Raw genomic sequence first — 21911 nt, 5'->3', positions numbered from 1 at the left:
AGGCACGAAGCAATCTCCGAACTTTGCATGTACGCCTTGCTCATCGGGAGATTGCTTCGTTCCTCGCAATGACGCTTTGTTAAAATGCATCAAACCCTATGCTCGCTAAAAGAATAATCCCTTGTTTAGACGTTAAAGACGGCCGTACTGTAAAGGGCGTTAATTTTGTCGACCTGCGCGACGCAGGCGACCCGGTAGAACTTGCCTGGAACTATTCCCAGCAAGGCGCCGACGAACTCGTGTTCCTGGATATAAGCGCCACTGTAGAGAAACGCAAAACACTTATAGAACTGGTGAAAGCTGTAGCCAGGCAGATCAATATTCCATTCACCATTGGCGGTGGCATTACAGAAATTGCCGATGCTGATGCTTTGCTAAATGCAGGTGCAGATAAGATCTCCATTAACTCAGCTGCAGTGCGTAACCCTGCTTTGATAGATGAACTGGCCAAAGCTTTTGGCGTACAGTTTGTTATTGTGGCCGTAGATACCCGGGTAATGGGCGATAAAAATATCGTTCACCTAAATGGCGGGCGTTTACCAACCGATAAACAAACTTTAGACTGGATATTAGAGGCCGAAAGCCGCGGCGCAGGCGAGATACTGCTCACCTCTATGGATCACGACGGTACCAAAGCGGGTTTCGATAACGGATTTTTAACCCAGGTAAACAATGCGGTGAACATCCCGGTTATAGCTTCGGGTGGCGCGGGCTCGGTGCAGCATTTCGTTGATGTATTTCAGCAAACCAATGTAGATGCGGCTTTGGCTGCTTCAGTATTTCACTATGGCGAGATATTGATACCGGATCTGAAGGCTATTTTAAGAGAGAATAATATAGAGGTGAGGGTGTAGCGCGACGTGTGATTGCGAGGCACGAAGCTGGAGCCTCACCTAAATCCTCTCCAAAGGAGAGGACTTAAAAAGAAAGGAACCCTCTCCTTTGGAGAGGGCAGGGTGAGGCTAAACACCTCGCAATGACGTGACTAAATAAAATACCCCGTTGGCGGTGTCCCCACCGCCAACAAACAACGAGAACATGAATATCGATTTCAATAAAACAGACGGATTAGTACCCGTTATTATACAGGACGAGCACACGCTTGAGGTGCTGATGCTGGGCTACATGAACCAGGAAGCCTACGAAAAAACCGTGGCCGAAAACGTAGTAACCTTTTTTTCGCGCTCCAAAAACCGCCTGTGGACCAAAGGCGAAACCAGCAAAAATTACCTGCATGTAAAAACCATGCATATCGATTGCGATAACGATACCCTGCTGATAAAGGTTAGCGCCGATGGCCCAACCTGCCATACCGGCTCGCGCAGTTGTTTCCAAACGGAGTACAACCAAAACTTTATCATGCAGTTGGAAGGCATTATTGCCGATAGGTACGCCAACCCGGTAGAAGGATCGTATGTAAATAAACTGCGCGCAAAAGGGCTCAACAAAATTGCCCAAAAGGTAGGCGAAGAAGGGGTAGAAACCGTAATAGCAGCTCTTGCCGAAACCGAAACCGACCTCATAAACGAAGCATCCGATTTGGTATTTCACCTTTTGGTTCTGCTTCGCGAGAAGAATTTAACCTTGGAGCGGATAGCTAAAAATTTAGAGGAAAGACATAAGTAGTTCATAGCTTATAGTTCATGGTTCATAGCAGCTCCAATGTACCGTCAGTGGCTAAGAGCAACACGAGCTACCATGAACTATCATCCATGAACCATGAACTAAACACATGCACGCAATAAAAACCGCAGAACTCACCGGCCACAGTAACCCCATATTTACGCTGGAGCTTTCGCAAAAGCCGGGAATATTGTTTACCGGTGGCAATGATAAAGGGCTGGTTGAATGGAGCCTGGAGGAGAACAAATTCATCAAGGTGATGTTCCCGGTGCCAGCATCCATCTATGCCATTTATTGTCCGGAAGGCTATCCGCTGCTTTTTGCCGGTCTGCGCAGCGGCGAAGTATTGGTGTTTAACTTTATCGAACAAAAGATAACTCACCGACTGCGCCACCATATCAAGCCCATTTTTGATATCAAATCCATCCAAAAAAAGGATGAACTGCTGGTAGCTTCAGAGGATGGCACCGTATCGGTGTGGAGCCTTAAAACATTGGAGCTGCTGCACACTATTAAAGTATCTAACGATACCGTGCGATGTATAGCAGTAAACCCCACCGAAGACAGAGTTGCCTTTGGCTGCCGCGATAATAAATTGGTGGTATACGATACCGAGGACTACAGCCCGATAAAGGCCCTTATCGGCCACACCATGGCGGTTTTCGCGCTGCAATACTCACCCGATGGCGAGTATCTCGTCTCGGGCTCCAGGGATGCGCAGGTAAAGATCTGGGATAACAAAACCTACACACTCATTCAAAATATCCCGGCGCATTTATTTGCGGTTAACCATGTTGCCTTCCACCCTACCCGGCCTTATTTTGCTACCGCCAGCATGGATAAGAGCATTAAAATTTGGGATGCCGCCGAATTTAAATTACGTAAGATCATCAGCCGCGAAAAGGGCTACCCTTCGCATGTTCTCTCCATTAATAAACTGGCCTGGAACGGGGATGAATTACTATCCGTAAGCGACGATAAAACCGTAAAAAGGTGGCAAATTACCTTTTAGATCAACTCAACTGTCTCCAGGCGGCCTCTTTTTTTATTATTCTTTAATTTTTCTTATAAAATCATCAACCGCACACAACAAATTACGTATGAGTGTGTTAGTTATTATAGCAGCATAAGTTAAATTATCCATTAGGCTTTGCTGTAAAAACCAATTATATGGCAGTAACTCATTAACTGCATTTTTGAATTAATTATTGAGGAGATGGAAAAGATGCGATCTGTAAAAAAGGGGCCTAAGAGGCTTGTTTTTTTAATTCTGTTTATACTAAGCTTATGCTTATCTGCACAACCTATTTTTGCACAAGGAAACGCCGGAAATATGTATGCCGGAAAACTGGCCTTTATAAGTGGTTTCCAGGTGGTTTTAATTGTAGGTGCGTTAATGCTGTTTAATTTCGTTTTGTTTCACAGCAATAAAAACACCGAACGGAACACAGAATTATAGGCTTAAATAAAACGTTTGATCACGTTTAGCTTGTGGGTGTACCGCTTTAACTCTTCCGACCATATACCCTCGTTATCCAGCAGATCGATTTTTACTTTGCCCGATGCATGTATAATTTGCCCGTCGTTAAGGATAATACCCACGTGTGTTATTCTCCCTTCGGGATTGTTAAAGAATGCGAGGTCTCCCAGTTTGGTTTGGGCCAGGTTTTCAACCAGCTGGCCCTGGTTAGCCTGCATCGACGCATCGCGTTGCAAATTCAATCCGCATAACCGGTACACTACCTGTGTATAGCCCGAGCAATCGATACCAAAATGTGTGCGACCGCCCCATAAATAAGGTGAGTTTAAATAAGAGCGGGCAATGTTGGCAATATGGTCGGTTTCGCCTATCTCACCAATAATTTCAAATTTCTGGCTGCCTACATAGCTGGTTGTTCCCTGTAAAAATGCCAGCGAACTGCCTGCGGCAAGGTAAATTATCGAGTTGTCCTCTATTTTCCAGGCCTGGGTTACTGCCCGGTAAGTAAGTGATGCAGGGTTTTGCTGAAGATCTTTATAAGCAATATGCCCCAGCGACACAAACTGCAGCCTGTCTATCCAACCGGTATAATGATCAATAGCCGTTACTATTTTAGCCCATTTATTATTATACTCCGTAACTTCAAAAGCTTCGCCAAATAAAAGCTGCGATACTATTTCACTGCGGTCGCTGGGTTCAGCGCGCATAGGCACAATAGCAAGATTACAAATGCCGTATTCCATTGGTCAAGAAAGCGTGTTACGAATGTAGGTTAATAAATAAAGTTTCAAGTTAACAAAAAAAGGGAAAGCTTGTTTGCTTCCCCCTTTTGTAACAATATTGTTTCGTAATAAATTTTTTACCCGTTAGCGTGAAGCCAATCTTTTTTGGCATGTAGTTCTTCTTCTGTTTCGCGTACATCCTCATCATCCACACAGCAATCAACCGGACAAACGGCAGCGCATTGCGGCTCATCATGAAAACCAACACACTCGGTACATTTATCGGGCACGATGTAATAGATATCGTCAGACAGGGCAGCTTGTGCTTCCTCTGCATTCAATGTATTGCCATCACCAAAATCAATAATTCCTTTTAAGTCCGTCCCGTCAGAAAAACGCCAGGCGGCACCAGCATCATAAATTGCATTATTTGGGCACTCTGGCTCGCAGGCTCCGCAGTTTATGCATTCATCAGTGATTATAATCGCCATATTTTTAAAATAATCTTATATTCTCAATTAACTTTGCCCCCACGTACGAAAGCGTGCAAATATAACAAAAAAACACTTTAAGGGTTTAGCCCCTTAACATATATATGTCAAAATTAGAGATAAAAAGTATCGTAGATACATTTTCTGAACTCGGAAAACGCCTCGCAACGCCCGATGAGGCACTAATGGAGGTGATTAACACCGAGCGCCAGCACAATGCCTGGTTTACGCCCGAAAGTGTTTTGGAGGCCGTAAAAGCCAACGGCGAAATGCTGAATACCACCGATCTAACAAAATGGCTCGGTACATACAGCATCGCCGAAGGCAAAAATAAAAAGGTAGGATTGGTGCTTGCCGGCAATATCCCGCTGGTAGGTTTCCATGATGTGCTTTGCGTTTTGGTAAGCGGCAACCATGCTTTAATTAAAGCCTCGTCGCAGGATGCGCGCCTGATAAAATATGTGCTGAATTTACTGGTTGAGATAGACCCATCCTACCAGGATAAATTCAGTTTTGTAGAGCGGCTGGTTGATTTTGATGCCATCATAGCCACCGGCAGCAATAACACCTCGCGTTATTTTGAGTATTATTTTGCAAAGGTACCCAACATCATCCGCAAGAACCGCAACAGCGTTGCCCTGCTCACAGGTGACGAAACTACCGAACAACTGCATGACCTGGGCCGGGATATTTTTGATTATTACGGCCTGGGCTGCCGCAATGTATCCAAAGTGTTTGTGCCGGAAGGGTACGTATTCAATAAATTCTTTGAATCGATAGAGGATTTTAACCCGATCATCAACCATCATAAATACAACAACAATTACGATTATAATAAATCCATCTACCTGGTAAACCGCGATGAGCACCTGGATAACGGCTTTTTGCTGCTAAAACAGGATGAGCGCCTGGTATCGCCCCTGGCAGTTTTATTTTACGCTACTTATAGCGATCTGTCATCTATACAAAAACAACTAACAGAACAAAGCGAACAGCTGCAATGTATTGTAACAACGGCCCCGCTGCAAACCAAAAACCAGGTGGTAACTTTCGGCCATAGTCAGCACCCGCAATTGTGGGATTATGCCGATGGCGTAGATACGATGGAATTCTTGGCAAATCTTTAAAATAACAATACCTTTGGGATGTAAGGCGAAAGGTAAAAGGTGAACGGTAAAAGGTACCGGAGTTCGCCTTTAACCCTTTACCTTTCGCCTTTACACCTTAAAAAATGTATATTATAAAAGTAAAAGGCGTTGCCAAAATACCCGATTACGTACAGCTGCGGGATGATAAATTTACGCTGCTGGCTTATTTTAGGGTAGATAGGCCCGAGAAATCGCTGGATAAGGTGGGGCTGGCCGATAAGCACGATTACATTATGGGCATTGTAAAAGATTTGCCCTTTGGGAAAATATTAAAATTAGAGCTATAAAAATGATCGGAAACTCTATTATAAAACTCAATAACGTTGATATTTTTCAGCAGAAGCACCTGGTGTTATCAAACGTTAACCTGCATATTGATAAAGGTGATTTTGTGTGGCTGATTGGCCAAACGGGCTCGGGCAAAAGTAGTTTGCTTAAAGTGATCTACGGCGACCTGCAAATGGCCAGCGGAACAGGCCACGCCTGCGGGTACGAGTTGAGCAAGCTTGCCAGCAAAGAGATCCCTTACCTGCGCCGCAAGCTGGGAATTGTTTTTCAGGATTTTCAGTTATTGACGGATAGATCGGTAGAGCAAAACCTGCAATTTGTAATGCGCGCCACCGGCTGGACAGATAAACAAGGCATTGCCGACCGCATTTTAGATGTGCTGGAAAAAGTAGGCCTTCGCTCCAAATTAAAGAAAATGCCGCACGAACTTTCAGGCGGCGAGCAGCAGCGCGTGGTTATTGCCCGCGCTTTGCTTAATAACCCCGAAATTATACTGGCAGATGAGCCAACTGGCAACCTGGACCCGGATACTTCCGAAGAAATTGTACTCCTGTTAAAACAGATCAGCCAGATGGGTACCGCCGTGGTTATTGCCACGCACGATTACCATATTATCCGCACCTTCCCTTCGCGCATTATCAAATGCGAAAACGGCAAGGTTTTAGAGGATGTGCAGATAGCATGAAGAAGTAGCAGTTACAAAAGCCTCTCCTAAACGGCAAAGCCCTCATGATAATCCTCTCCAAAGGAGAGGATTTAAAAAAAGAGACATTTTAGAACCCTCTCCTTTGGAGAGGGCAGGGTGAGGCTAAAACTGCCAACTAATTCTGCCAACTGCCAGCCGCTAACTGCAAAATTTACACAAAACTTTAATGTATTCTGACAGGCTGTCGGTTTTAAACCGGTGGCAAGATACTTGATTAGCACTATTCATGAATTTTAACGACATGTTGAAGAAAAAAAAGAAGGAAAATTCAGAAACACCTGAAAACACAGTGGAAATAGCAAACGAAAATAACCCGGGCGACGAGCAGGAAGTGGCCCAGCAAGAAGAAACTACCGAAGCAGCGCCTTCGGCAGAAGAAAAATTGAAGGACGAACTATCACAAGCTAACGATAAGTATTTACGCTTATACGCCGAGTTTGATAACTTCCGCCGCCGTACCATAAAAGAACGCGAAGAAGCCCGTAAAACAGAAGGTAAAGAACTGATAGTAGCATTATTGCCGGTTCTGGACGATTTTGAGCGTGCATTACGTGCTACCGAAAATGCTACCGAGGTAGCGCCCGTACGCGAAGGTGTTATATTGATACAGAATAAGTTAAAAAATATTTTAACACAAAAAGGCTTAAAGGAAATGCAGTCGATAGGTGCTGAATTTAATGCCGATATACACGAAGCTATTACCAGCATCCCTGCCCCTACGGATGACATGAAGGGCAAAGTAATTGATGAAATGGAAAAAGGCTACGAACTTAACGAGCGCGTGGTACGTTTTGCCAAAGTAATTGTGGGAGCATAATTAATGAGTGAATTAGCGAAGGATTGAATTAGTGAATGCTGATTTAGGTCTTTGTTATTAATTCGCTATCTTACTGATTCAAAAAGAAATATAATATACAGGCGTTTTAATTCACTAATTCGCTCATTCAAAAATTCACTAATTAACAAGATGGCTAAGAGAGATTATTACGATGTGCTTGGGGTAACCAAGGGAGCAGATGCTGACGAGATAAAGAAGGCATATCGTAAAATGGCTATTAAATATCACCCGGATAAGAACGAGGGCGATAAAGCAGCCGAAGAAAAGTTTAAGGAAGCTGCCGAGGCCTACGAGGTGCTTAGCTCGCCCGAAAAACGCCAGCGGTACGACCAATTTGGCCACGCGGCCAACGCATCATCACCAAATGGTGGTGGTTACGGCGGCGGCAGCATGAATATGGACGACATATTCAGCCAGTTTGGCGATATATTTGGCGGCGGTGGCGGCGCGTTCGAGGGTTTCTTTGGTGGCGGCAGGCAAGGTGGCGGTGGCCGCCGTGTTGCCCGTGGCAGCAACCTGCGCATTAAAGTGCGTTTAACTTTAGAAGAAATTGCCAACGGTGCCGAAAAGAAAATAAAAGTAAACAAGCAGATCCTTTGTAAAACCTGCGATGGCAGCGGCGCTAAGGATAAATCATCCTTCAGCACCTGTAAAACCTGCGGTGGCCAGGGCTCAGTACGCAGGGTTACCAATACTATTTTGGGCCAGATGCAAACAACCAGCACCTGCCCTACCTGTAACGGCGAAGGTTCTACCATTACCTCTAAATGTTCCGTTTGCCATGGCGACGGCGTTGTACGTGGCGAAGAAACCATCACCATAAACGTACCTGCAGGCGTAAGCGAAGGTATGCAGCTAAGCATGAGCGGCAAAGGTAATGCTGCCCCGCGCGGCGGTATGCCCGGCGACCTCATTATCCTGATAGAAGAAGTACCGCACGAAACCCTGAAACGCGATGGCAACAACGTGATATACGACCTGCATGTAAACTTTGTTGATGCAGCCATAGGCACCAGTGTGGAAGTGCCAACCATTGATGGTAAAGCAAAAATCAAGCTGGAACCGGGCACCCAGGGCGGCAAAATATTGCGCCTGAAAGGCAAAGGCGTACCGGAAGTAAACTCTTACCACCGCGGCGACCAGCTGATCCACGTAAACATCTGGACACCAAAAGCACTAAGCCGCGAAGAGCGTGAAATGCTGGAAAAACTGCAAGGCTCGCCAAACTTTAAACCAAATCCGGGTAAGAATGAGAAAAGTTTCTTTGAACGGATGAAGGAATATTTTGAGTAAATTTTAGTCCGAAGGACGGAAAGTCCGAAAGATATAAATGAAAGCCTGGAGTTAGTTTACTCCGGGCTTTTTTAGTTTTTCATTTATTGCAGTGGTTAACTCTGATATGAAACCTTTAACTATGGAGTTCATTTCTGAATTTGTGAGTGGTTGACGGTATAGTTTACTTAAAAGAACAAAGCCATTTGGCAGCAGGATAGAATAATTATAGTCATTAAAAGTAAAGGCAACCCAAGTAATTATATCGAAATCATTGTTTATGTTTTTAAACTTTTTAAAGTTAAACGCAATGGTTATCAATTCCATTGCGTTCAATATATTATCTCGTTCAATTTGTGTACCGTGGCTTAAAATATTTTCCACTGAAGAGTAAACCTTAGGGGTAGCCTTGTCTTGCAACATTAATACAACCGAGTTTGAAATATCGAAAAAAACATCTTCAAACTGGCTAACTTTACTAATTAACTTTTGAGCTAAAGAGGATAGCTCCGATACCAAGATGCGATTTATTTCAGGCAGCGATTTCTTATATTTAACATTTGTTGAACCCAGTAACTCGGCTTTAAACAAGGCTATCTCCTTATCAATATCTTCATCCTCATCAATATCGTCGCCATTCGCCGCTTTTAAATAAAGCTGAAACGACCTTTCTACTTCAACAGCGATATATTCCACAAACGGCCACCCATCCCCATTATCTGCCCTACTCAGCAAAGAGTAGTAGTTTGTCCTATCATCCATTTTAATTACCACCGGCGGATAACCTTTTTGCATCAAAATCAGGTTCATCAAAATCCTTGATAACCTGCCATTGCCGTCATCAAACGGATGTATCGACACAAACTTGTGATGAAATAAAGCGGCGGTCACTATTGGATGAATATCTTCGTTATTATTTACTTCGCTGTACCACTCCATTAGTTCCTGCATTTTGGCAGGTGTTTCTTCAGGCGTAGCATAATAATGCATTTCGCCTGTGGCTGTTCTTACATGGTTAGCCGATGTTTTATATTCTCCTAATGTGATACGTTTGGTGGTTGGCAAGCCATCTGCTGTTTGAGCACTCACGTCGTAAGGCTCTACCAATATCATTTTATGCAACGACCTAATTTCCGATTCGGAAATTGGGCGGGCATCTTTTACTATCGAAAGCAGAAAATTTATAGCTTCATTATGTCCGCGGATATCCAAATGGTCTTTTAGTGGTTTGCCTTTTGCTGTGATGCCCTCCATCAGGAAAGCCACAGTCTCACCATAATTTAGCTTGTTTCCCTCGATAGCATTGGAGTGGTAATTCCAGTCGAGCCGTAATTTTTGCATCACCCTGCCCTCCAAATCCTCGGGCAAAGGCCGCATATCGTCGATCTGCTTTTTCAGGGCATCAACTTCCTGCAATATGGGCGCTTTGCTAAATTCGGTTTCGAGTTTCAGGTTCATTTTTTAAAGATAGAAATTCTATCAGGTATAGAGAAATCCCTGCCGCGCCAAAAATAATCCGTTATGGGGGTGTCCCAAAAGTGTGCCATGCTATTTTTTTTGAAATTTTGCGTTCGATATAAGTATTTAAAAACCAATAACTTACACCATAAACTTAAACAACAGGGGTGTCCCAAAGTGTTTCACTAAAAACATACAAAATATTGATAATAAGAATGTTGCAAAAACAAAGTGTCCCACTTTTGATATGGGACACTTACAGGATTAACTACCTAACCCTCCCCCCCAATTTCGGTGTCCCCACCGAAATTCCGCGGATCACTTCGGTTGGTGCATCATCAACTCATTGATTATCGCCGCTGCATCCTCAGCAGGCATTTTTGCCACTAGGTAGGCATGGCCCTTACCACTATCGTCCCAGGTATTACTGCCATTAACAGCAATATTTATCCGCCCTTTGTGTAAAGTGTAATAGGGCGAGTAGCCTTTTACAGCCACCAGCACGGCTGTTTCATCCCAACTATTACGACCAGGTGCATCTTCTTTAGCCATGGGGATACAAATGCTGAAAACATCTTTTACCGGCGAGTTTTTAATACCTGCATTGTGTATAAGCGGCAGGCCTGTTTTTACCTTCTCCCCTATTTCGCCGCCGCTGAAAATAACGGGCACCGGCCAGTTGTCGAGCGAATACTTGCTTGCAGCGGCATCCTGGTTCACATTAAACTCCGAGCCTTCGGGGAATTTGCCGCCCATACTTACCAGCACCTTCACCTTCGCGGCAACTAACGCCTTGCCATCAAGTTTGGAGTACTCATCTGGCGCCGACTTGAGCAGATCGCTCATATTGGTAAAAAAACCGATAGTGACAATGGTTACGCTATGATTAGGCTGTGTAGCCAGTATTCTGCGGTATAGCTTTACGGCATCCTCTGCCTCATAGTTGGTTTTTATTTTATGGGGATATTTATGCAACACGGTATCGGTCCAGTGTTGCCAGTCGCGCAGGCCGAGGGCTTTGCCTTTGGGTACGCCTATTGGGATGCCGGGCCTTTTAAAATATGTATTGAATACATTTAGCACACCTGCTACGCCCGGATAATTGGTGCTGGCAATCGTTGCCAGTATTTTAGCGTCTCCTTTATCGGCAAAGGCGTGCAACATGGCTATCGCGCCTACATCATCATAATCAGGCCCCATATCGCTATCAAAAATAATGCTGACGGGCTTTTTGGTCATAGGCTGACCGCTTGCAACTATCGCGCAGCAAAAAACAATAGCAAATGCGGTAATGAACTTATACATAGGCATATTTTATTGTATCTTGGTTTTGTAATTGGCCGTTAAAATTAACCATAAATTCTGGCTGCCGGCAATAAATGAAAGTTACTTTTAAAACACATACCTATGCAACCTGGCTGGCATGTTTTTACGCGGCGGTTTTATTACTTGTTATAATTTTGCGCTACAGCGAGGTTGAGATTGGCACTACCGGTGTTCTGTACTATATAAAACTGGCAACTCTCCAAACTACCTATATTCTTCTGCTTGTTTATCTCACCATACTGTTAGCAGCAGTTAACGAACGACGCTCTGCTGTAATTGCTTTTTCGTTGTTAGTTGTTATAGCGATAGCCGGAAACATTACTATCTTCATCCCTAACTATCAAAACTTAATAGCGTATATGGGGCTATATGGCCTCCTATGTGTTATCACTTTTATCTTCCTCGCAATCGAAATATTTAAATTACGCAATCCTATCATCAGCAAATATTATAAAGTATTAGGCGCAATATTTATAGCACAGGTCTTATTAAAAGGTGGCATGCGGTTTGGCTTGGCATATTTGGCTGAAAATTATGACCCCGGCATTTATAGGTTTGGCTGGTTATATGCCGATCTGTTTTCTTTATTCACTCCTATTGTTTTAATCGTTCTTTTAAAACGCACGGAGGTGTTATTGGATGGCTACCCTCAGCCCACTGATTTAGAAGAAGAATACATGTAACAAAGTGCTTAATGCTTACTCTAAACAGTCATATAACCATCCACAAACATGCTAAGCATACGCAACATTGTTAAGCAATACGCCGGCCACCGCGCGTTAAACGATGTGAGTTTAGAAGTAGAAAGCGGCAAGATCTTTGGCCTGCTTGGCCCAAATGGCGCCGGTAAAACTTCCCTCATCCGCATTATCAATCAAATTACCGCTCCCGATTCGGGCGAAGTGTACTTCAACGGGCAAAAGCTCGATCAGTCGCACATTAACCGTATTGGCTACCTGCCCGAAGAGCGCGGGCTGTACAAAAAAATGGAGATAGGCGAGCAAATGATCTACCTCGCCCGCCTGAAAGGCCTCAGCCGTGCCGATGCCACCGCCAAGCTGAAATTCTGGTTTGAGAAACTCGGTATGGAAACCTGGTGGAAGAAGAAGATTGAAGAATTATCCAAAGGAATGCAGCAAAAGGCTCAATTTGTGGCCACCGTGCTGCACGAGCCCGACCTGATCATTTTAGATGAACCCTTCAGCGGGTTCGACCCGGTGAACGCCGAGCTGATCAAAGACGAGATACTGGAACTGAACAAAAAAGGCGCTACCATCCTGTTCTCTACCCACCGCATGGAATCAGTTGAAGAGCTTTGCGACTCTATTGCCCTCATCCATAAATCGCATAAGATATTAGATGGGCGGGTAAAAGCCATCCGCAATTCGTACAAAAACGATACTTACCTGGTAGAATACACCGGCGAGCATTTAGATTTTAGCGGCGCGCAACCGTTTGACCTCATCAGCGATGTTGCCGGGGAAGATAACAGCCATACCATCAAAATAAAGCTTAACAATACCACCGCCAACGATGTCCTTCAATACCTGCTGCCAAAAACCCGCATCAACATGCTGCAGGAAGTTATCCCCAGCATGAACGAGATCTTCATCGAAAAAGTAAACCTCATTAAATAGGCCATGAATAAAGTATTATTGATTATACAGCGCGAATACGTTACCCGCGTAAGAAAGAAGGCTTTTATTGTGATGATATTTGCGGTTCCTGCGTTGATATTGGGTATGTCGGCCCTCATAGGCTTTATTGCTAAAAACAACCAGGAATTGAGCAATGATCTTACCGTAAAAGTAATTGACGACAGCAAGGCTTTTGAGGGCAAGTTCCGCAACGCTAAGCATATTAAATTCGAAGCCAGCAAACAATCGTTAAATGACGCTAAAGGCGGCTTACAGGAAAATGAGGACCTGTCGATATTGGTGATACCTACCGATTATGCTAAAAACCAGGTGCAGATCTTATCTAAAAAGAAGCCTACTTATCAGCTTACCGAAGAAGTGGAAAAGCAATTGAACGCTATCGCATCAGCAAAAAGCCTGGTAGACCATCATATTGATACCGCCTTTTTAAACGCACTCAATAAAAACCGGATATCGGTTAACGCCATGGAAGTTACCGCTACCGGCACCAAGGAAGCCAATTTAGGCGCCACCATGGGAGTTGGAATAGCTTGCGCGATATTGATATACCTATCGTTATTTATCTACGGTGCCCAGGTAATGCGCGGCGTTATCGAAGAAAAAACCAGCCGTATCATCGAGGTGATCATCTCCTCGGTAAAACCTTTCCAGTTGATGTTGGGTAAGATCATCGGCGTAGGGCTGGTGGGCTTAACACAATTCGGAGCGTGGATACTGCTATCTGTAATATCATCAAAAATAGCGGGGCACGCGTTTTCGGGCCCTGGCAGCCCTATCGCGGGTGCTGTTGCTGTGCTAAGCACAATACCCTTTGGATATATATTAGGATGCTTTATTTTCTATTTTCTAACAGGATACCTGCTTTACAGCGCTCTTTTTGCGGCAGTAGGTTCTGCAGTGGATAGCGAGACGGAAACACAGCAGTTTATGTTCCCGATAACTTTACCATTGCTGTTTACCTATATTTTATCTGTGTCGGTGTTATTCCAGGCGCCGGATAGCCCGCTGGCAGTTTGGTTATCAATGATACCATTTACGGCACCGGTGGCTATGATGGTACGCATCCCTTTTGGCGGCGTTCCAGATTGGCAATTAGCGCTTTCCATGTCGCTTATGGTTGTCGGCTTCCTGTTCACCACCTATGTTGCCGCACGCATTTACCGGGTTGGCGTACTGATGTATGGTAAAAAAGCAAGCTTTAAAGAATTGGCAAAATGGTTCTTTTATAAAGAGTAATATATTTTCTGTTAGAGGGGGTTAAAGCGCCTCCCAAGCGAATAGCCCCGTATTTATGTTAACCCTGGTAGTTTATTAACTAAATGAATATCAAATAATTAACAAGGTTAAACATTGAATTGTGTTAAGTTATGTTAACCCTGATCGCCCGGCATTGTCCTGTAGCGATATAAATAATCTTCACCCAAACCACATCATAGTTCAAAAATCCCTTGCGAAAGCCATACTTTTGCGGGGATTTTTATTTGCTGCCCATGCCCGAACAACAAAACAAACCTTCTGCCAAACGCATCGCTGTGATGGATCTTGGTACCAATACCTTTCACTTGCTGATAGCGGAAGGCAGCGCCGGTGATTTTAAAGTTATCCACCATCAAACCGAGGCGGTAAAAATTGGCGAAGGAGGTATCAACAAAGGCATCATTCAGCAGGCCGCCTTTACCCGTGGTATAAAAGCCATGCAGGATTTTAAGAAGCATATCGACGGGGCAGGCGCAACCGAGGTTAGAGCAATCGCAACCTCTGCCCTTCGCAGCGCAGCCAATGGCAACGACTTTATAGCCGAAGTGGAGGCCAAAGCCGGCATCCAGATCGAAATTATCAACGGCGACCAGGAAGCCGCCTTTATTTACGAAGGGATAAAGGCCAGCGGCGTTTTAACCAATGAAAACGCCCTTATTATAGATATCGGCGGCGGCAGCGTAGAGTTTATCATCGGCAACAATAAAGAAGTGCTTTGGAAACAGAGTTTTGAAATAGGTGCGGCAAGGCTGATGGATAAATTTCACAAAACCGACCCGATACCGGTGATCTCCATCAAAGCCATGACGGCCTACCTTAACCAGCACCTGGGTCCGCTGTTTATTGCCGCAATGGAATATAAACCTGCCACGCTTATCGGTTCATCCGGTGCGTTCGAAAGTTTTGCCGAAGTGATTGACCTGGAAAAAGGGAAACCCTTCGACCTAAAAAAAATAAAAGCCTACGAGTTTGATACCGATGACCTGCTGGATATAATAGAGCGACTCATCAAATCAACCCATGCCAAACGCGCCGCAACAAAAGGCATCATCCCGGTACGGGTGGATATGATTGTAACGGCCAGCCTGCTTACCATTTATATTATGCAAAAAGTGGGGTTGGTGAATGTGAGCATGTCTACCTATTCCCTTAAAGAAGGGGTGTTAGCGGGGATGTTGGGTTAAAAGATATGTTTAATTTTTCGCCACCACCGTGTATAAAAGGGCGGTGATTTTACAACCACTGGGCTTATAAAATAATCAGTACTTTCCTGCAAATAAATTTCTATCGGACTTCCACTCGGGCTGCCGATAGGCAACTCTCTCGATGAGTAACCTACACAACTTATTATTAAGGTGGCTGCTGGCGGAACCTGCAATTTAAAACTTCCGGTACTATCTGTAAAAACTTGATTAAGCGTACCCTTTAACCTGATCTTAACGTCTGACAAAGGCAGTTTTGTACTTTTGTTCAATGCCCTCCCTCGTAATGTAAAGGTTTGGGTAGATAATAATCTTGGGATAGGTGTATTTATTATATTTTTTTGCGGTCTTTCACTGGCCTCGACAAAGACATTTACCAAAATCAACATGGCCGTAGTCAATAAAAATCCCCACAACAGAGGAGCCTTTCTACTTTCGTATGAGCAATGAGTAATTAAAACGATTTCACACTCATCAAACTTACCACATGTTTTTCTTGACTTCATAAGTGCTTTCGTGTATCAGCAATTGATAGAACAATTCCATAAATATATTCCTTTTTTGCTGTGACTGGCAAGGTATCTTAATTACAGTCGCTCCAGGATTGATGGCGAGACTGGGGGATGTTGATGTGTTTGATACTTACATCGGGCGTAGTTTAGAATGCGATGATTCTTTTAGCTTAAAAGGGGTTAATGGCTGCAATGATGTGCCGGGCCTTATGCACCAACCAATACCACCAGCGCAGGTAAAATGGTATCTTTTTGCCATTGAGGGTAACAACAACGCCCAACGTACTGCATTGCCTTGTCGAACTGGCATACCGTTGCACAAGCACATCATTCAGTACGATGGGCGCTATCTCCAAACTGATATCAATGGCTTTCGAACCGTGCCCTACGGGCATTTCTACCGGCTTGTAGCTCACAGATGATATCCTAATTGTATCGTTAACATTAAGCAGTTTTAATTTAAAGCTGCCGTCGGCCGTAGTTTTTGTGCCTGTTGATATGCCTTTGACAATTATGCTGACTCCGGGGATAGGTTGCCCATCTTCCTTTGCGGTTACCTTGCCTTCAATGGTAATGGAGCCGACTTTACTACTTACCATCATTTTGCCGCGAGGGAACGAAGCATAAGGCAATTGCTCGATTTTAGGCCCGATTTGCGCCTGAACATCTATCGCCGGGAACAGTATACTGAGTGAAGCTGCTGCAAGCAGGCCTTTCCAGGAAAATAGTCTTTTATCATCAGCCTCCAATTCGTAGTTTATCCCGGCCAGCCTGCTATGCTCAATCCTTCCACAGGTGTTTTTATGCATGGCGAGGTAGTTAATCACTTCCGCATTACTCATCGCCGTAAAGTCGATAACGGTTTTACAGCAGCTTTGGCAGTGCCTGCCTTGCGCTACTCGCGTCATCTGCTGCCAATCTTCGTGGCAGGGCTGGGGGATACTGACGTGTTTGATGGGCTGCATAATGCGGGAGTTTTACAGCAGGATGCATCAGCAAACACATTTCCATAATTATTTTGATAAAAAGATGCGATAGCCTATACAGCAAATACCAGCCAGCAGGTAGAGAACCCGATAACCAGCACCAGGGCGGCGCTCAATAAAAATTCCTTGCTAAAAACGAAGATGGCCAGCACCAGGCATAGCGCCACATGCATAGCTATCAGCATGGCAATGGCAATAAAATTATATTGTCCTTCTACAAACCTGAAGTAAACGGTATAAGCAACCATAACGGCTATATTTATGGCCACTACAACCCATTTGGGTTGACGTTGGGGTTTAATGCTTATCTCTTCCATATTAAAACCCTCCACTCATTTTACCCAACACGCCTGCACAAGTTGAAAAACCAATAACTAATACCAAAACACCACTTAACAACCACTGCATTCGTTTGGGCCCTGTTAAGGTTAATATGATGCAAACAATAACATGGACAACGATCGCGAAAGCATCAAAAATGATCCCTCCGGGAGATAAAGCTGAAAGCAGCGTATATACCGCCAGCACCGCTAAATTGATGCCGACTATTTTGTAGCTTAATTCTTGTTTGGGAATCAGGTTTTTCTCTTCCATATCTTATTAAAAAGTTGCGGCCATTTCGGTACGTAGTTGTTCCAAATATTCGCGCTTATCGTCCCGGTAAAAAATATTCATGGTTTCAAAGGGGATGATCTGCAGATCCTTGTTTACGATGTGTACACATGATTTTTTGATGGCGCGTACATCAAAATTCTGCGCATCAATAAAATTCATGATAATTACTCTAAACAGGTTATCATAGCTCAACTGCGGTGCGTCTATGTCAGGCAGGCAGCACATAATAGATTTGAGGTGCTCTTTGGCCTTCTCCACCGAGTTACCCGTGCTGAACATATTGAGTAAATGTCCCTTCAATTGTTCGTCCTGCTCATAAACGATGGTATTTTTGGAGTTATCCAGCAGATCGTCCGGATTGATCATCCGCGTAAGCGGGAAAACCTGTCCGCCCAGCTTTAGCGCGTAGCCCATCACCAGTGCATCGGGGTTACATGGCACGGGAATGAGGTCGTTGGCATTGAAAACATTGGTTTGCGCTAATATGGCGCTGCGTACCTCGGTAAGGGTATAGCGGTCGGTTGCCGGGTTAAAGTTCTCCAGCCGCCCCGCCTGCTGTGTTGGCTGGAAGGTTACGCCGCGGATGCAGGGTTGCTGCAGGGCATATTCGATGATCTTACCTATCTCATGCGTATTCAATCCCTTTTGCAGGGTGACTACCAATGTGGTAGAAAGATTGTATTTATTCAAGTGCTCTATAGCTTTTGCCCTGACGTCTGTAAGATCCTCCCCTCTCAATTTTATCAAGGCTTCTGCCTCAAACGAGTCGAATTGCAGGTAGATCTCAAAATCGGGCTGATAGGTCGCCAGGCGTTTTACAAAATTTTCGTCCTTAGCTATACGGATGCCGTTTGTATTCAGCATCAGGTGTTTGATGGGCTTCGTTTTGGCAATATCCAGTATCTCGAAAAATTGCGGATGCACCGTAGGTTCGCCGCCGCTCAATTGCACCACATCGGGCTGTCCCTCGTTCTCCACAATCACATCCAGCATCTGCTCTATCTCCTGCAAGGTGCGGTGCCTGCCATAATGCGGCGACGACATAGCGTAGCAGGTTGGGCAGGCGAGGTTACAGCGGTCGGTAACTTCCACCACGGTAAGGCAGGAATGCTGTTCATGGTCGCGGCACAGGCCGCAATCGTAAGGGCAGCCGTAATGGGTTTCGGCATTAAATTTTAGCGGCATTTCGCTGCGCTTGGCATAGTTACGGCAGTTTTTATAATACTCGATATCGGTAGCTATCAGCACTTTTTCGAAACCATGCTGGCGGCAGTTCTTCAACATATAAACGTTGCCTTCCTCAAAAACTATCTTAGCATCCACCCTGCGCAAACAGGTAGAACATATGCTTAAAGTAAAATCGTAATAAATATACGGGCGTTCAGGCATAGGTTTTTATGAGTTTTGAAGGATAGAGAAATACTTTATAATAATACAAAATTCCGCCGATACAAACCAACTGAATTACCGAGAGCCCGAAGCCAAAAAAGTAAGCGGGCTTAATAAACTCCACCAGCAGGCGGAAGATGAGGTAACTCGCCATAAACACTTTAAACCTTGCGCCGTTGGCAAATTCGTGCTTCCGCTCCACCAAACTCAGGCTTATCCAAAGCATCAGCCAAAATAAGATCTCGTACAAATTGGTAGGATGTCTGCGGATGCCGTCGCCAAAATTGATGGCCCAGGGTAAATTGCTGGCAATGCCGTAAGTACCGTCTTCCAGTCCCGCCAAAAAGCAGCCGGTGCGACCGATGATCATAGCCAGTATCAGCGGGTACACCATCAGGTCGCCGGAGGATACGGTTACGCCAATTCGCTTTTTGGTGAGTTCTACACCTATCAATCCACCAAGCATGCCGCCTACAATGGTTTTGTTACCCATAAAATAGATGAGGTTGAAATGCGACAGCAAGGTTAGGTTCTCCAGCACACCAACAATATGGCTGCCCAAAAATGCGCCAAATGCCGCCCCAATAAAAATAACGAGCCGGTTATTGGCGCTGATTTGGTCCTGGGTGTTTTTACGGAGATAAGCATAGTACCGGTAGCCAAGGAAGTAAGCCAGCGTTTCGCATACAAAATGAACAGGGATAGCAGCAGAACCAATTGGGATATTTACCGGGAAGTGCAAATTGGATATAGTTTAGCGTTCACTAAAGGTAGGCAATTAGCCAATATTAAACTAAAAATAAATTTATTCACGCCGCTTTGTATCTTGCTGTGCTTTTTACTCACAGCTATGAAAATCACCTCCGTTGCCGCCGCCCTGTTATTGATTACCACAATTGCCGCGCAGGCGCAAAAGAAAAACCCAAACGATACCGTTACCAGCAATTACCAGCCTGCTGCCCTATTTTCTACCCTGCCTTTTACCGAAAAAGGTAACGAGTTCCATTCGCCAAATGGCGAGCCGGGAGCAAAATACTGGCAAAACCGGGTGGATTACCAGTTGGATGTAAAGCTGGATACCGTAGCCAAAACTATCAGCGGCTCGGCCAATATCAGCTATACCAATAACAGCCCGGATGCCCTGCAATACCTGTGGCTGCACCTGGACCAAAACACCTATAAAAAAGAGGCGCGCTCCAATTTTGTAACCGGCATTGCCGCGCCGGACCATACCACGGGTTATCAAATCGAATCCGTATCCCTGCTGCAAAACGGCAAGCTTTCCAAACTCAACTATATAGTTACCGATACCCGGATGCAGGTGCGTTTGCCCACAGCGGTTACACCAAAGGGTGGCAAGATCAACTTCGTAGTAAAGTATCATTATACCATCCCCGGCAGCTTTGGCGGAAGGACAGATTATACCGACACCAAAAACGGCAAGATCTACGAGATAGCCCAGTTTTACCCACGCATGTGCGTGTATGATGATAGCCGCGGCTGGGACACCGCCCCATTCCTGGGCAGCGGCGAATTTTATTTAGAGTATGGCGATATCGATTATAAAGTAACGCTGCCTGCGGATATGATCGTGGCCGGCTCGGGCGAGTTGGTAAATCCTTCGGAAGTATTAACCGCCAAACAGATCAGTCGCCTGGCCGCTGCCAAAAACAGCGATAAAACTATCATGATCCGCACCGCGGCTGAGGTTACTGACCCATCATCGCGCCCGGCGGGTAAAAGCACGCTTACCTGGCACTTTAAAATGTTCAATACCCGCGATGTAGCTTTCGGGGCTTCCAAAGCCTTTATTTGGGATGCCGCAAGGGTTAACCTGCCGGAAGGAAAAAAATCGCTGGCTATGTCGGTTTACCCGGTAGAGAGCGCCGGCAATGATGCCTGGGGCCGGGCCACCGAATACCTAAAGGGTTCGATAGAATATTTTTCCGAAAAATGGTTTGTATACCCGTACCCGGTTGCGGTTAACGAGGCGGGCATTGCCGGCGGCATGGAATATCCGGGCATTGTTTTCGACGGCATTACCGATAAGGGCAAAGACCTGTTTTGGGTTACCGCGCACGAAATTGGCCACAACTGGTTCCCGATGATCGTAGGCAGCGATGAACGCCGCTTTGCCTGGATGGACGAGGGGCTGAACACTTTTATTGATGTTTACGCATCAGATATATTCAACAAAGGCGAGTACGGCCCCAAGCGGGACAGCGAGTACGCCGAAAAAGGCGGCAACCCTGCCGACGAAATTATCCCCTTCATCACCGACCCGGAAGCGCCCAGCATGATGGCACAGCCCGATGCGATATCCGAAAAATACCGCCATCCTTATACTTATTTTAAACCCGCTTTCGGTTTGATACTACTCCGCGAGCAGATCCTGGGTAAAGACAGGTTTGATTACGCCTTCCGCAACTACATTCACAAATGGGCCTACAAACACCCGCAGCCCGATGATTTTTTCCGCTCGATGGAAAATGGCGCAGGCGAAGACCTATCCTGGTTTTGGAAGGGCTGGTTCTACAATAATTATAAACTGGATATCGCTTTGATCGATGCCAAATACACCGATAAAGACCACACCAAAGGCATCAAAGTAACCATTGCCAATAAAGAACTCATGGCCATGCCTTTTACCGTAGAAGTAAAACTAAAGGACGGCAGCAAGCAGCGCACTTATTTCCCCGTAGAAACCTGGCTGCAGCAAAAGGTAGCAACTATCAATATCCCTACTACGCAGGACGTAGAAAGCGTTACCGTTGACCCGGATAATGCTTTACCGGATGTGAACAGGGGGAATAATTCGAAGAAATTTTAAAGGGATTTTTGTAGAGACGCAATACTTTGCGTCTCCCGCATGCAGGTCCGCGCAACGCAATTATGACATAATTTAATTGCGAGGAGCAGCGCCGGGCAATGCAATGGGGC

At 45.1% G+C, this 21911-nt stretch carries 24 protein-coding genes; 14 read left to right on the top strand and 10 right to left on the bottom strand.

The annotated features are described in order from the left end of the window. Nucleotides 1–98: 98 nt before the first annotated feature. The 4 genes from hisF (at nucleotide 99) to IDJ77_RS21570 (ending at nucleotide 3082) form a co-directional block, all read left to right on the top strand. Nucleotides 99–854, top strand: a complete 756-nt coding sequence (gene hisF, locus IDJ77_RS21585; RefSeq protein WP_191191060.1) for an imidazole glycerol phosphate synthase subunit HisF — start codon at nucleotides 99–101, stop codon at nucleotides 852–854. 184 nt (nucleotides 855–1038) lie between these two features. Further along, nucleotides 1039–1626, top strand: coding sequence for a bifunctional phosphoribosyl-AMP cyclohydrolase/phosphoribosyl-ATP diphosphatase HisIE (gene hisIE / locus IDJ77_RS21580; RefSeq protein WP_191191059.1), 588 nt, complete (start codon nucleotides 1039–1041; stop codon nucleotides 1624–1626). 106 nt (nucleotides 1627–1732) lie between these two features. Then, nucleotides 1733–2635: a WD40 repeat domain-containing protein gene (locus IDJ77_RS21575; RefSeq protein WP_191191058.1), complete on the top strand. Its 903-nt coding sequence runs from the start codon at nucleotides 1733–1735 to the stop codon at nucleotides 2633–2635. A 204-nt stretch (nucleotides 2636–2839) separates the two neighbouring features. Next, nucleotides 2840–3082 (top strand): hypothetical protein, encoded by a 243-nt coding sequence (locus IDJ77_RS21570; RefSeq protein ID WP_191191057.1) that lies wholly within the window; start codon nucleotides 2840–2842, stop codon nucleotides 3080–3082. A 2-nt stretch (nucleotides 3083–3084) separates the two neighbouring features. On the opposite strand, the gene IDJ77_RS21565 is transcribed toward IDJ77_RS21570, so the two are convergent. Together IDJ77_RS21565 and IDJ77_RS21560 are read right to left on the bottom strand one after the other, a co-directional pair. Then, a complete protein-coding gene (locus tag IDJ77_RS21565; RefSeq protein ID WP_191191056.1) occupies nucleotides 3085–3846 on the bottom strand; it encodes a C40 family peptidase in 762 nt (253 codons plus the stop codon). A 116-nt stretch (nucleotides 3847–3962) separates the two neighbouring features. Beyond that, entirely contained in the window at nucleotides 3963–4316 is a 354-nt protein-coding gene (locus IDJ77_RS21560; protein ID WP_128531484.1) for a 4Fe-4S dicluster domain-containing protein, read from the bottom strand. Between the two features lie 104 nt (nucleotides 4317–4420). On the opposite strand from IDJ77_RS21560, the gene IDJ77_RS21555 reads away from it, so the two are divergent. From IDJ77_RS21555 to dnaJ, 5 genes are all read left to right on the top strand, one after another. Next, nucleotides 4421–5443, top strand: coding sequence for an acyl-CoA reductase (locus tag IDJ77_RS21555; protein WP_191191055.1), 1023 nt, complete (start codon nucleotides 4421–4423; stop codon nucleotides 5441–5443). A gap of 104 nt (nucleotides 5444–5547) precedes the next feature. Further along, nucleotides 5548–5751, top strand: a complete 204-nt coding sequence (locus IDJ77_RS21550) for a fructose-6-phosphate aldolase (protein ID WP_191191054.1) — start codon at nucleotides 5548–5550, stop codon at nucleotides 5749–5751. 2 nt (nucleotides 5752–5753) lie between these two features. Then, complete coding sequence (locus tag IDJ77_RS21545) at nucleotides 5754–6437, top strand: cell division ATP-binding protein FtsE (protein WP_191191053.1); 684 nt, start codon at nucleotides 5754–5756, stop codon at nucleotides 6435–6437. A gap of 247 nt (nucleotides 6438–6684) precedes the next feature. After that, a complete protein-coding gene (locus IDJ77_RS21540; protein ID WP_224751185.1) occupies nucleotides 6685–7275 on the top strand; it encodes a nucleotide exchange factor GrpE in 591 nt (196 codons plus the stop codon). Between the two features lie 150 nt (nucleotides 7276–7425). Next, nucleotides 7426–8589: a molecular chaperone DnaJ gene (dnaJ, locus tag IDJ77_RS21535; RefSeq protein WP_191191052.1), complete on the top strand. Its 1164-nt coding sequence runs from the start codon at nucleotides 7426–7428 to the stop codon at nucleotides 8587–8589. 51 nt (nucleotides 8590–8640) lie between these two features. Here the strand turns inward: dnaJ and IDJ77_RS21530 are convergent, their stop codons facing one another. Beyond that, on the bottom strand, nucleotides 8641–10026 hold the full coding sequence (locus IDJ77_RS21530; protein ID WP_191191051.1) for a Fic family protein: 1386 nt from the start codon (nucleotides 10024–10026) through the stop codon (nucleotides 8641–8643). Nucleotides 10027–10344: 318 nt separating this feature from the next. Next, nucleotides 10345–11331 (bottom strand): nucleoside hydrolase, encoded by a 987-nt coding sequence (locus IDJ77_RS21525; protein WP_224751184.1) that lies wholly within the window; start codon nucleotides 11329–11331, stop codon nucleotides 10345–10347. A 74-nt stretch (nucleotides 11332–11405) separates the two neighbouring features. Between IDJ77_RS21525 and IDJ77_RS21520 the strand changes: the two genes are divergently transcribed. The 4 genes from IDJ77_RS21520 to IDJ77_RS21505 all read left to right on the top strand — a co-directional run bounded on the left by IDJ77_RS21520 (nucleotide 11406) and on the right by IDJ77_RS21505 (nucleotide 15451). Then, nucleotides 11406–12035 carry a hypothetical protein gene (locus tag IDJ77_RS21520; RefSeq protein ID WP_191191049.1) on the top strand — a complete coding sequence of 210 codons (630 nt, stop codon included), beginning with the start codon at nucleotides 11406–11408 and terminating at the stop codon, nucleotides 12033–12035. Between the two features lie 48 nt (nucleotides 12036–12083). Further along, entirely contained in the window at nucleotides 12084–12989 is a 906-nt protein-coding gene (locus IDJ77_RS21515; protein ID WP_191191048.1) for an ABC transporter ATP-binding protein, read from the top strand. Nucleotides 12990–12992: 3 nt separating this feature from the next. Then, nucleotides 12993–14246 carry an ABC transporter permease gene (locus IDJ77_RS21510; protein ID WP_191191047.1) on the top strand — a complete coding sequence of 418 codons (1254 nt, stop codon included), beginning with the start codon at nucleotides 12993–12995 and terminating at the stop codon, nucleotides 14244–14246. A 254-nt stretch (nucleotides 14247–14500) separates the two neighbouring features. Beyond that, complete coding sequence (locus tag IDJ77_RS21505) at nucleotides 14501–15451, top strand: Ppx/GppA phosphatase family protein (protein WP_191191046.1); 951 nt, start codon at nucleotides 14501–14503, stop codon at nucleotides 15449–15451. Here the strand turns inward: IDJ77_RS21505 and IDJ77_RS21500 are convergent. From IDJ77_RS21500 to IDJ77_RS21475, 6 genes are all read right to left on the bottom strand, one after another. Next, nucleotides 15448–15975, bottom strand: coding sequence for a carboxypeptidase-like regulatory domain-containing protein (locus IDJ77_RS21500; RefSeq protein ID WP_191191045.1), 528 nt, complete (start codon nucleotides 15973–15975; stop codon nucleotides 15448–15450). The two genes, IDJ77_RS21505 and IDJ77_RS21500, sit on opposite strands and share 4 nt — an antisense overlap. 176 nt (nucleotides 15976–16151) lie before the next feature. Beyond that, the gene (locus tag IDJ77_RS21495) at nucleotides 16152–16946 is read right to left on the bottom strand and encodes a carboxypeptidase-like regulatory domain-containing protein (protein ID WP_191191044.1); all 795 of its coding nucleotides are present in this window, start codon (nucleotides 16944–16946) and stop codon (nucleotides 16152–16154) included. Between the two features lie 74 nt (nucleotides 16947–17020). After that, complete coding sequence (locus IDJ77_RS21490) at nucleotides 17021–17284, bottom strand: hypothetical protein (RefSeq protein WP_191191043.1); 264 nt, start codon at nucleotides 17282–17284, stop codon at nucleotides 17021–17023. Between the two features lies 1 nt (nucleotide 17285). After that, nucleotides 17286–17561 carry a hypothetical protein gene (locus tag IDJ77_RS21485; protein WP_191191042.1) on the bottom strand — a complete coding sequence of 92 codons (276 nt, stop codon included), beginning with the start codon at nucleotides 17559–17561 and terminating at the stop codon, nucleotides 17286–17288. 6 nt (nucleotides 17562–17567) lie between these two features. Continuing rightward, nucleotides 17568–18971: a radical SAM protein gene (locus tag IDJ77_RS21480; RefSeq protein ID WP_191191041.1), complete on the bottom strand. Its 1404-nt coding sequence runs from the start codon at nucleotides 18969–18971 to the stop codon at nucleotides 17568–17570. Next, nucleotides 18964–19713: a prolipoprotein diacylglyceryl transferase gene (locus IDJ77_RS21475; RefSeq protein WP_191191040.1), complete on the bottom strand. Its 750-nt coding sequence runs from the start codon at nucleotides 19711–19713 to the stop codon at nucleotides 18964–18966. The genes IDJ77_RS21480 and IDJ77_RS21475 overlap by 8 nt, the downstream gene beginning before the upstream one ends. A 108-nt stretch (nucleotides 19714–19821) precedes the next feature. Here IDJ77_RS21475 and IDJ77_RS21470 point away from each other — a divergent pair, with 108 nt between their 5' ends. Next, nucleotides 19822–21801, top strand: a complete 1980-nt coding sequence (locus IDJ77_RS21470; protein ID WP_191191039.1) for a M1 family metallopeptidase — start codon at nucleotides 19822–19824, stop codon at nucleotides 21799–21801. Nucleotides 21802–21911: the final 110 nt, after the last annotated feature.

This window comes from Mucilaginibacter pankratovii (genome assembly GCF_014773265.1).
Classification (GTDB): Bacteria; Bacteroidota; Bacteroidia; order Sphingobacteriales; family Sphingobacteriaceae; genus Mucilaginibacter; species Mucilaginibacter pankratovii.
This window is presented reverse-complemented; position numbering and strand designations above follow the sequence as displayed.

Bases quoted from the DNA above. Each gene is read 5' to 3' on its own strand.
- hisF (WP_191191060.1), top strand. From the start codon at position 99: ATGCTCGCTAAAAGAATAATCCCTTGTTTAGACGTTAAAGACGGCCGT.
- hisIE (WP_191191059.1), top strand. From the start codon at position 1,039: ATGAATATCGATTTCAATAAAACAGACGGATTAGTACCCGTTATTATA.
- IDJ77_RS21575 (WP_191191058.1), top strand. From the start codon at position 1,733: ATGCACGCAATAAAAACCGCAGAACTCACCGGCCACAGTAACCCCATA.
- IDJ77_RS21570 (WP_191191057.1), top strand. From the start codon at position 2,840: ATGGAAAAGATGCGATCTGTAAAAAAGGGGCCTAAGAGGCTTGTTTTT.
- IDJ77_RS21565 (WP_191191056.1), bottom strand. From the start codon at position 3,846: ATGGAATACGGCATTTGTAATCTTGCTATTGTGCCTATGCGCGCTGAA.
- IDJ77_RS21560 (WP_128531484.1), bottom strand. From the start codon at position 4,316: ATGGCGATTATAATCACTGATGAATGCATAAACTGCGGAGCCTGCGAG.
- IDJ77_RS21555 (WP_191191055.1), top strand. From the start codon at position 4,421: ATGTCAAAATTAGAGATAAAAAGTATCGTAGATACATTTTCTGAACTC.
- IDJ77_RS21550 (WP_191191054.1), top strand. From the start codon at position 5,548: ATGTATATTATAAAAGTAAAAGGCGTTGCCAAAATACCCGATTACGTA.
- IDJ77_RS21545 (WP_191191053.1), top strand. From the start codon at position 5,754: ATGATCGGAAACTCTATTATAAAACTCAATAACGTTGATATTTTTCAG.
- IDJ77_RS21540 (WP_224751185.1), top strand. From the start codon at position 6,685: ATGAATTTTAACGACATGTTGAAGAAAAAAAAGAAGGAAAATTCAGAA.
- dnaJ (WP_191191052.1), top strand. From the start codon at position 7,426: ATGGCTAAGAGAGATTATTACGATGTGCTTGGGGTAACCAAGGGAGCA.
- IDJ77_RS21530 (WP_191191051.1), bottom strand. From the start codon at position 10,026: ATGAACCTGAAACTCGAAACCGAATTTAGCAAAGCGCCCATATTGCAG.
- IDJ77_RS21525 (WP_224751184.1), bottom strand. From the start codon at position 11,331: ATGTATAAGTTCATTACCGCATTTGCTATTGTTTTTTGCTGCGCGATA.
- IDJ77_RS21520 (WP_191191049.1), top strand. From the start codon at position 11,406: ATGAAAGTTACTTTTAAAACACATACCTATGCAACCTGGCTGGCATGT.
- IDJ77_RS21515 (WP_191191048.1), top strand. From the start codon at position 12,084: ATGCTAAGCATACGCAACATTGTTAAGCAATACGCCGGCCACCGCGCG.
- IDJ77_RS21510 (WP_191191047.1), top strand. From the start codon at position 12,993: ATGAATAAAGTATTATTGATTATACAGCGCGAATACGTTACCCGCGTA.
- IDJ77_RS21505 (WP_191191046.1), top strand. From the start codon at position 14,501: ATGCCCGAACAACAAAACAAACCTTCTGCCAAACGCATCGCTGTGATG.
- IDJ77_RS21500 (WP_191191045.1), bottom strand. From the start codon at position 15,975: ATGAAGTCAAGAAAAACATGTGGTAAGTTTGATGAGTGTGAAATCGTT.
- IDJ77_RS21495 (WP_191191044.1), bottom strand. From the start codon at position 16,946: ATGCAGCCCATCAAACACGTCAGTATCCCCCAGCCCTGCCACGAAGAT.
- IDJ77_RS21490 (WP_191191043.1), bottom strand. From the start codon at position 17,284: ATGGAAGAGATAAGCATTAAACCCCAACGTCAACCCAAATGGGTTGTA.
- IDJ77_RS21485 (WP_191191042.1), bottom strand. From the start codon at position 17,561: ATGGAAGAGAAAAACCTGATTCCCAAACAAGAATTAAGCTACAAAATA.
- IDJ77_RS21480 (WP_191191041.1), bottom strand. From the start codon at position 18,971: ATGCCTGAACGCCCGTATATTTATTACGATTTTACTTTAAGCATATGT.
- IDJ77_RS21470 (WP_191191039.1), top strand. From the start codon at position 19,822: ATGAAAATCACCTCCGTTGCCGCCGCCCTGTTATTGATTACCACAATT.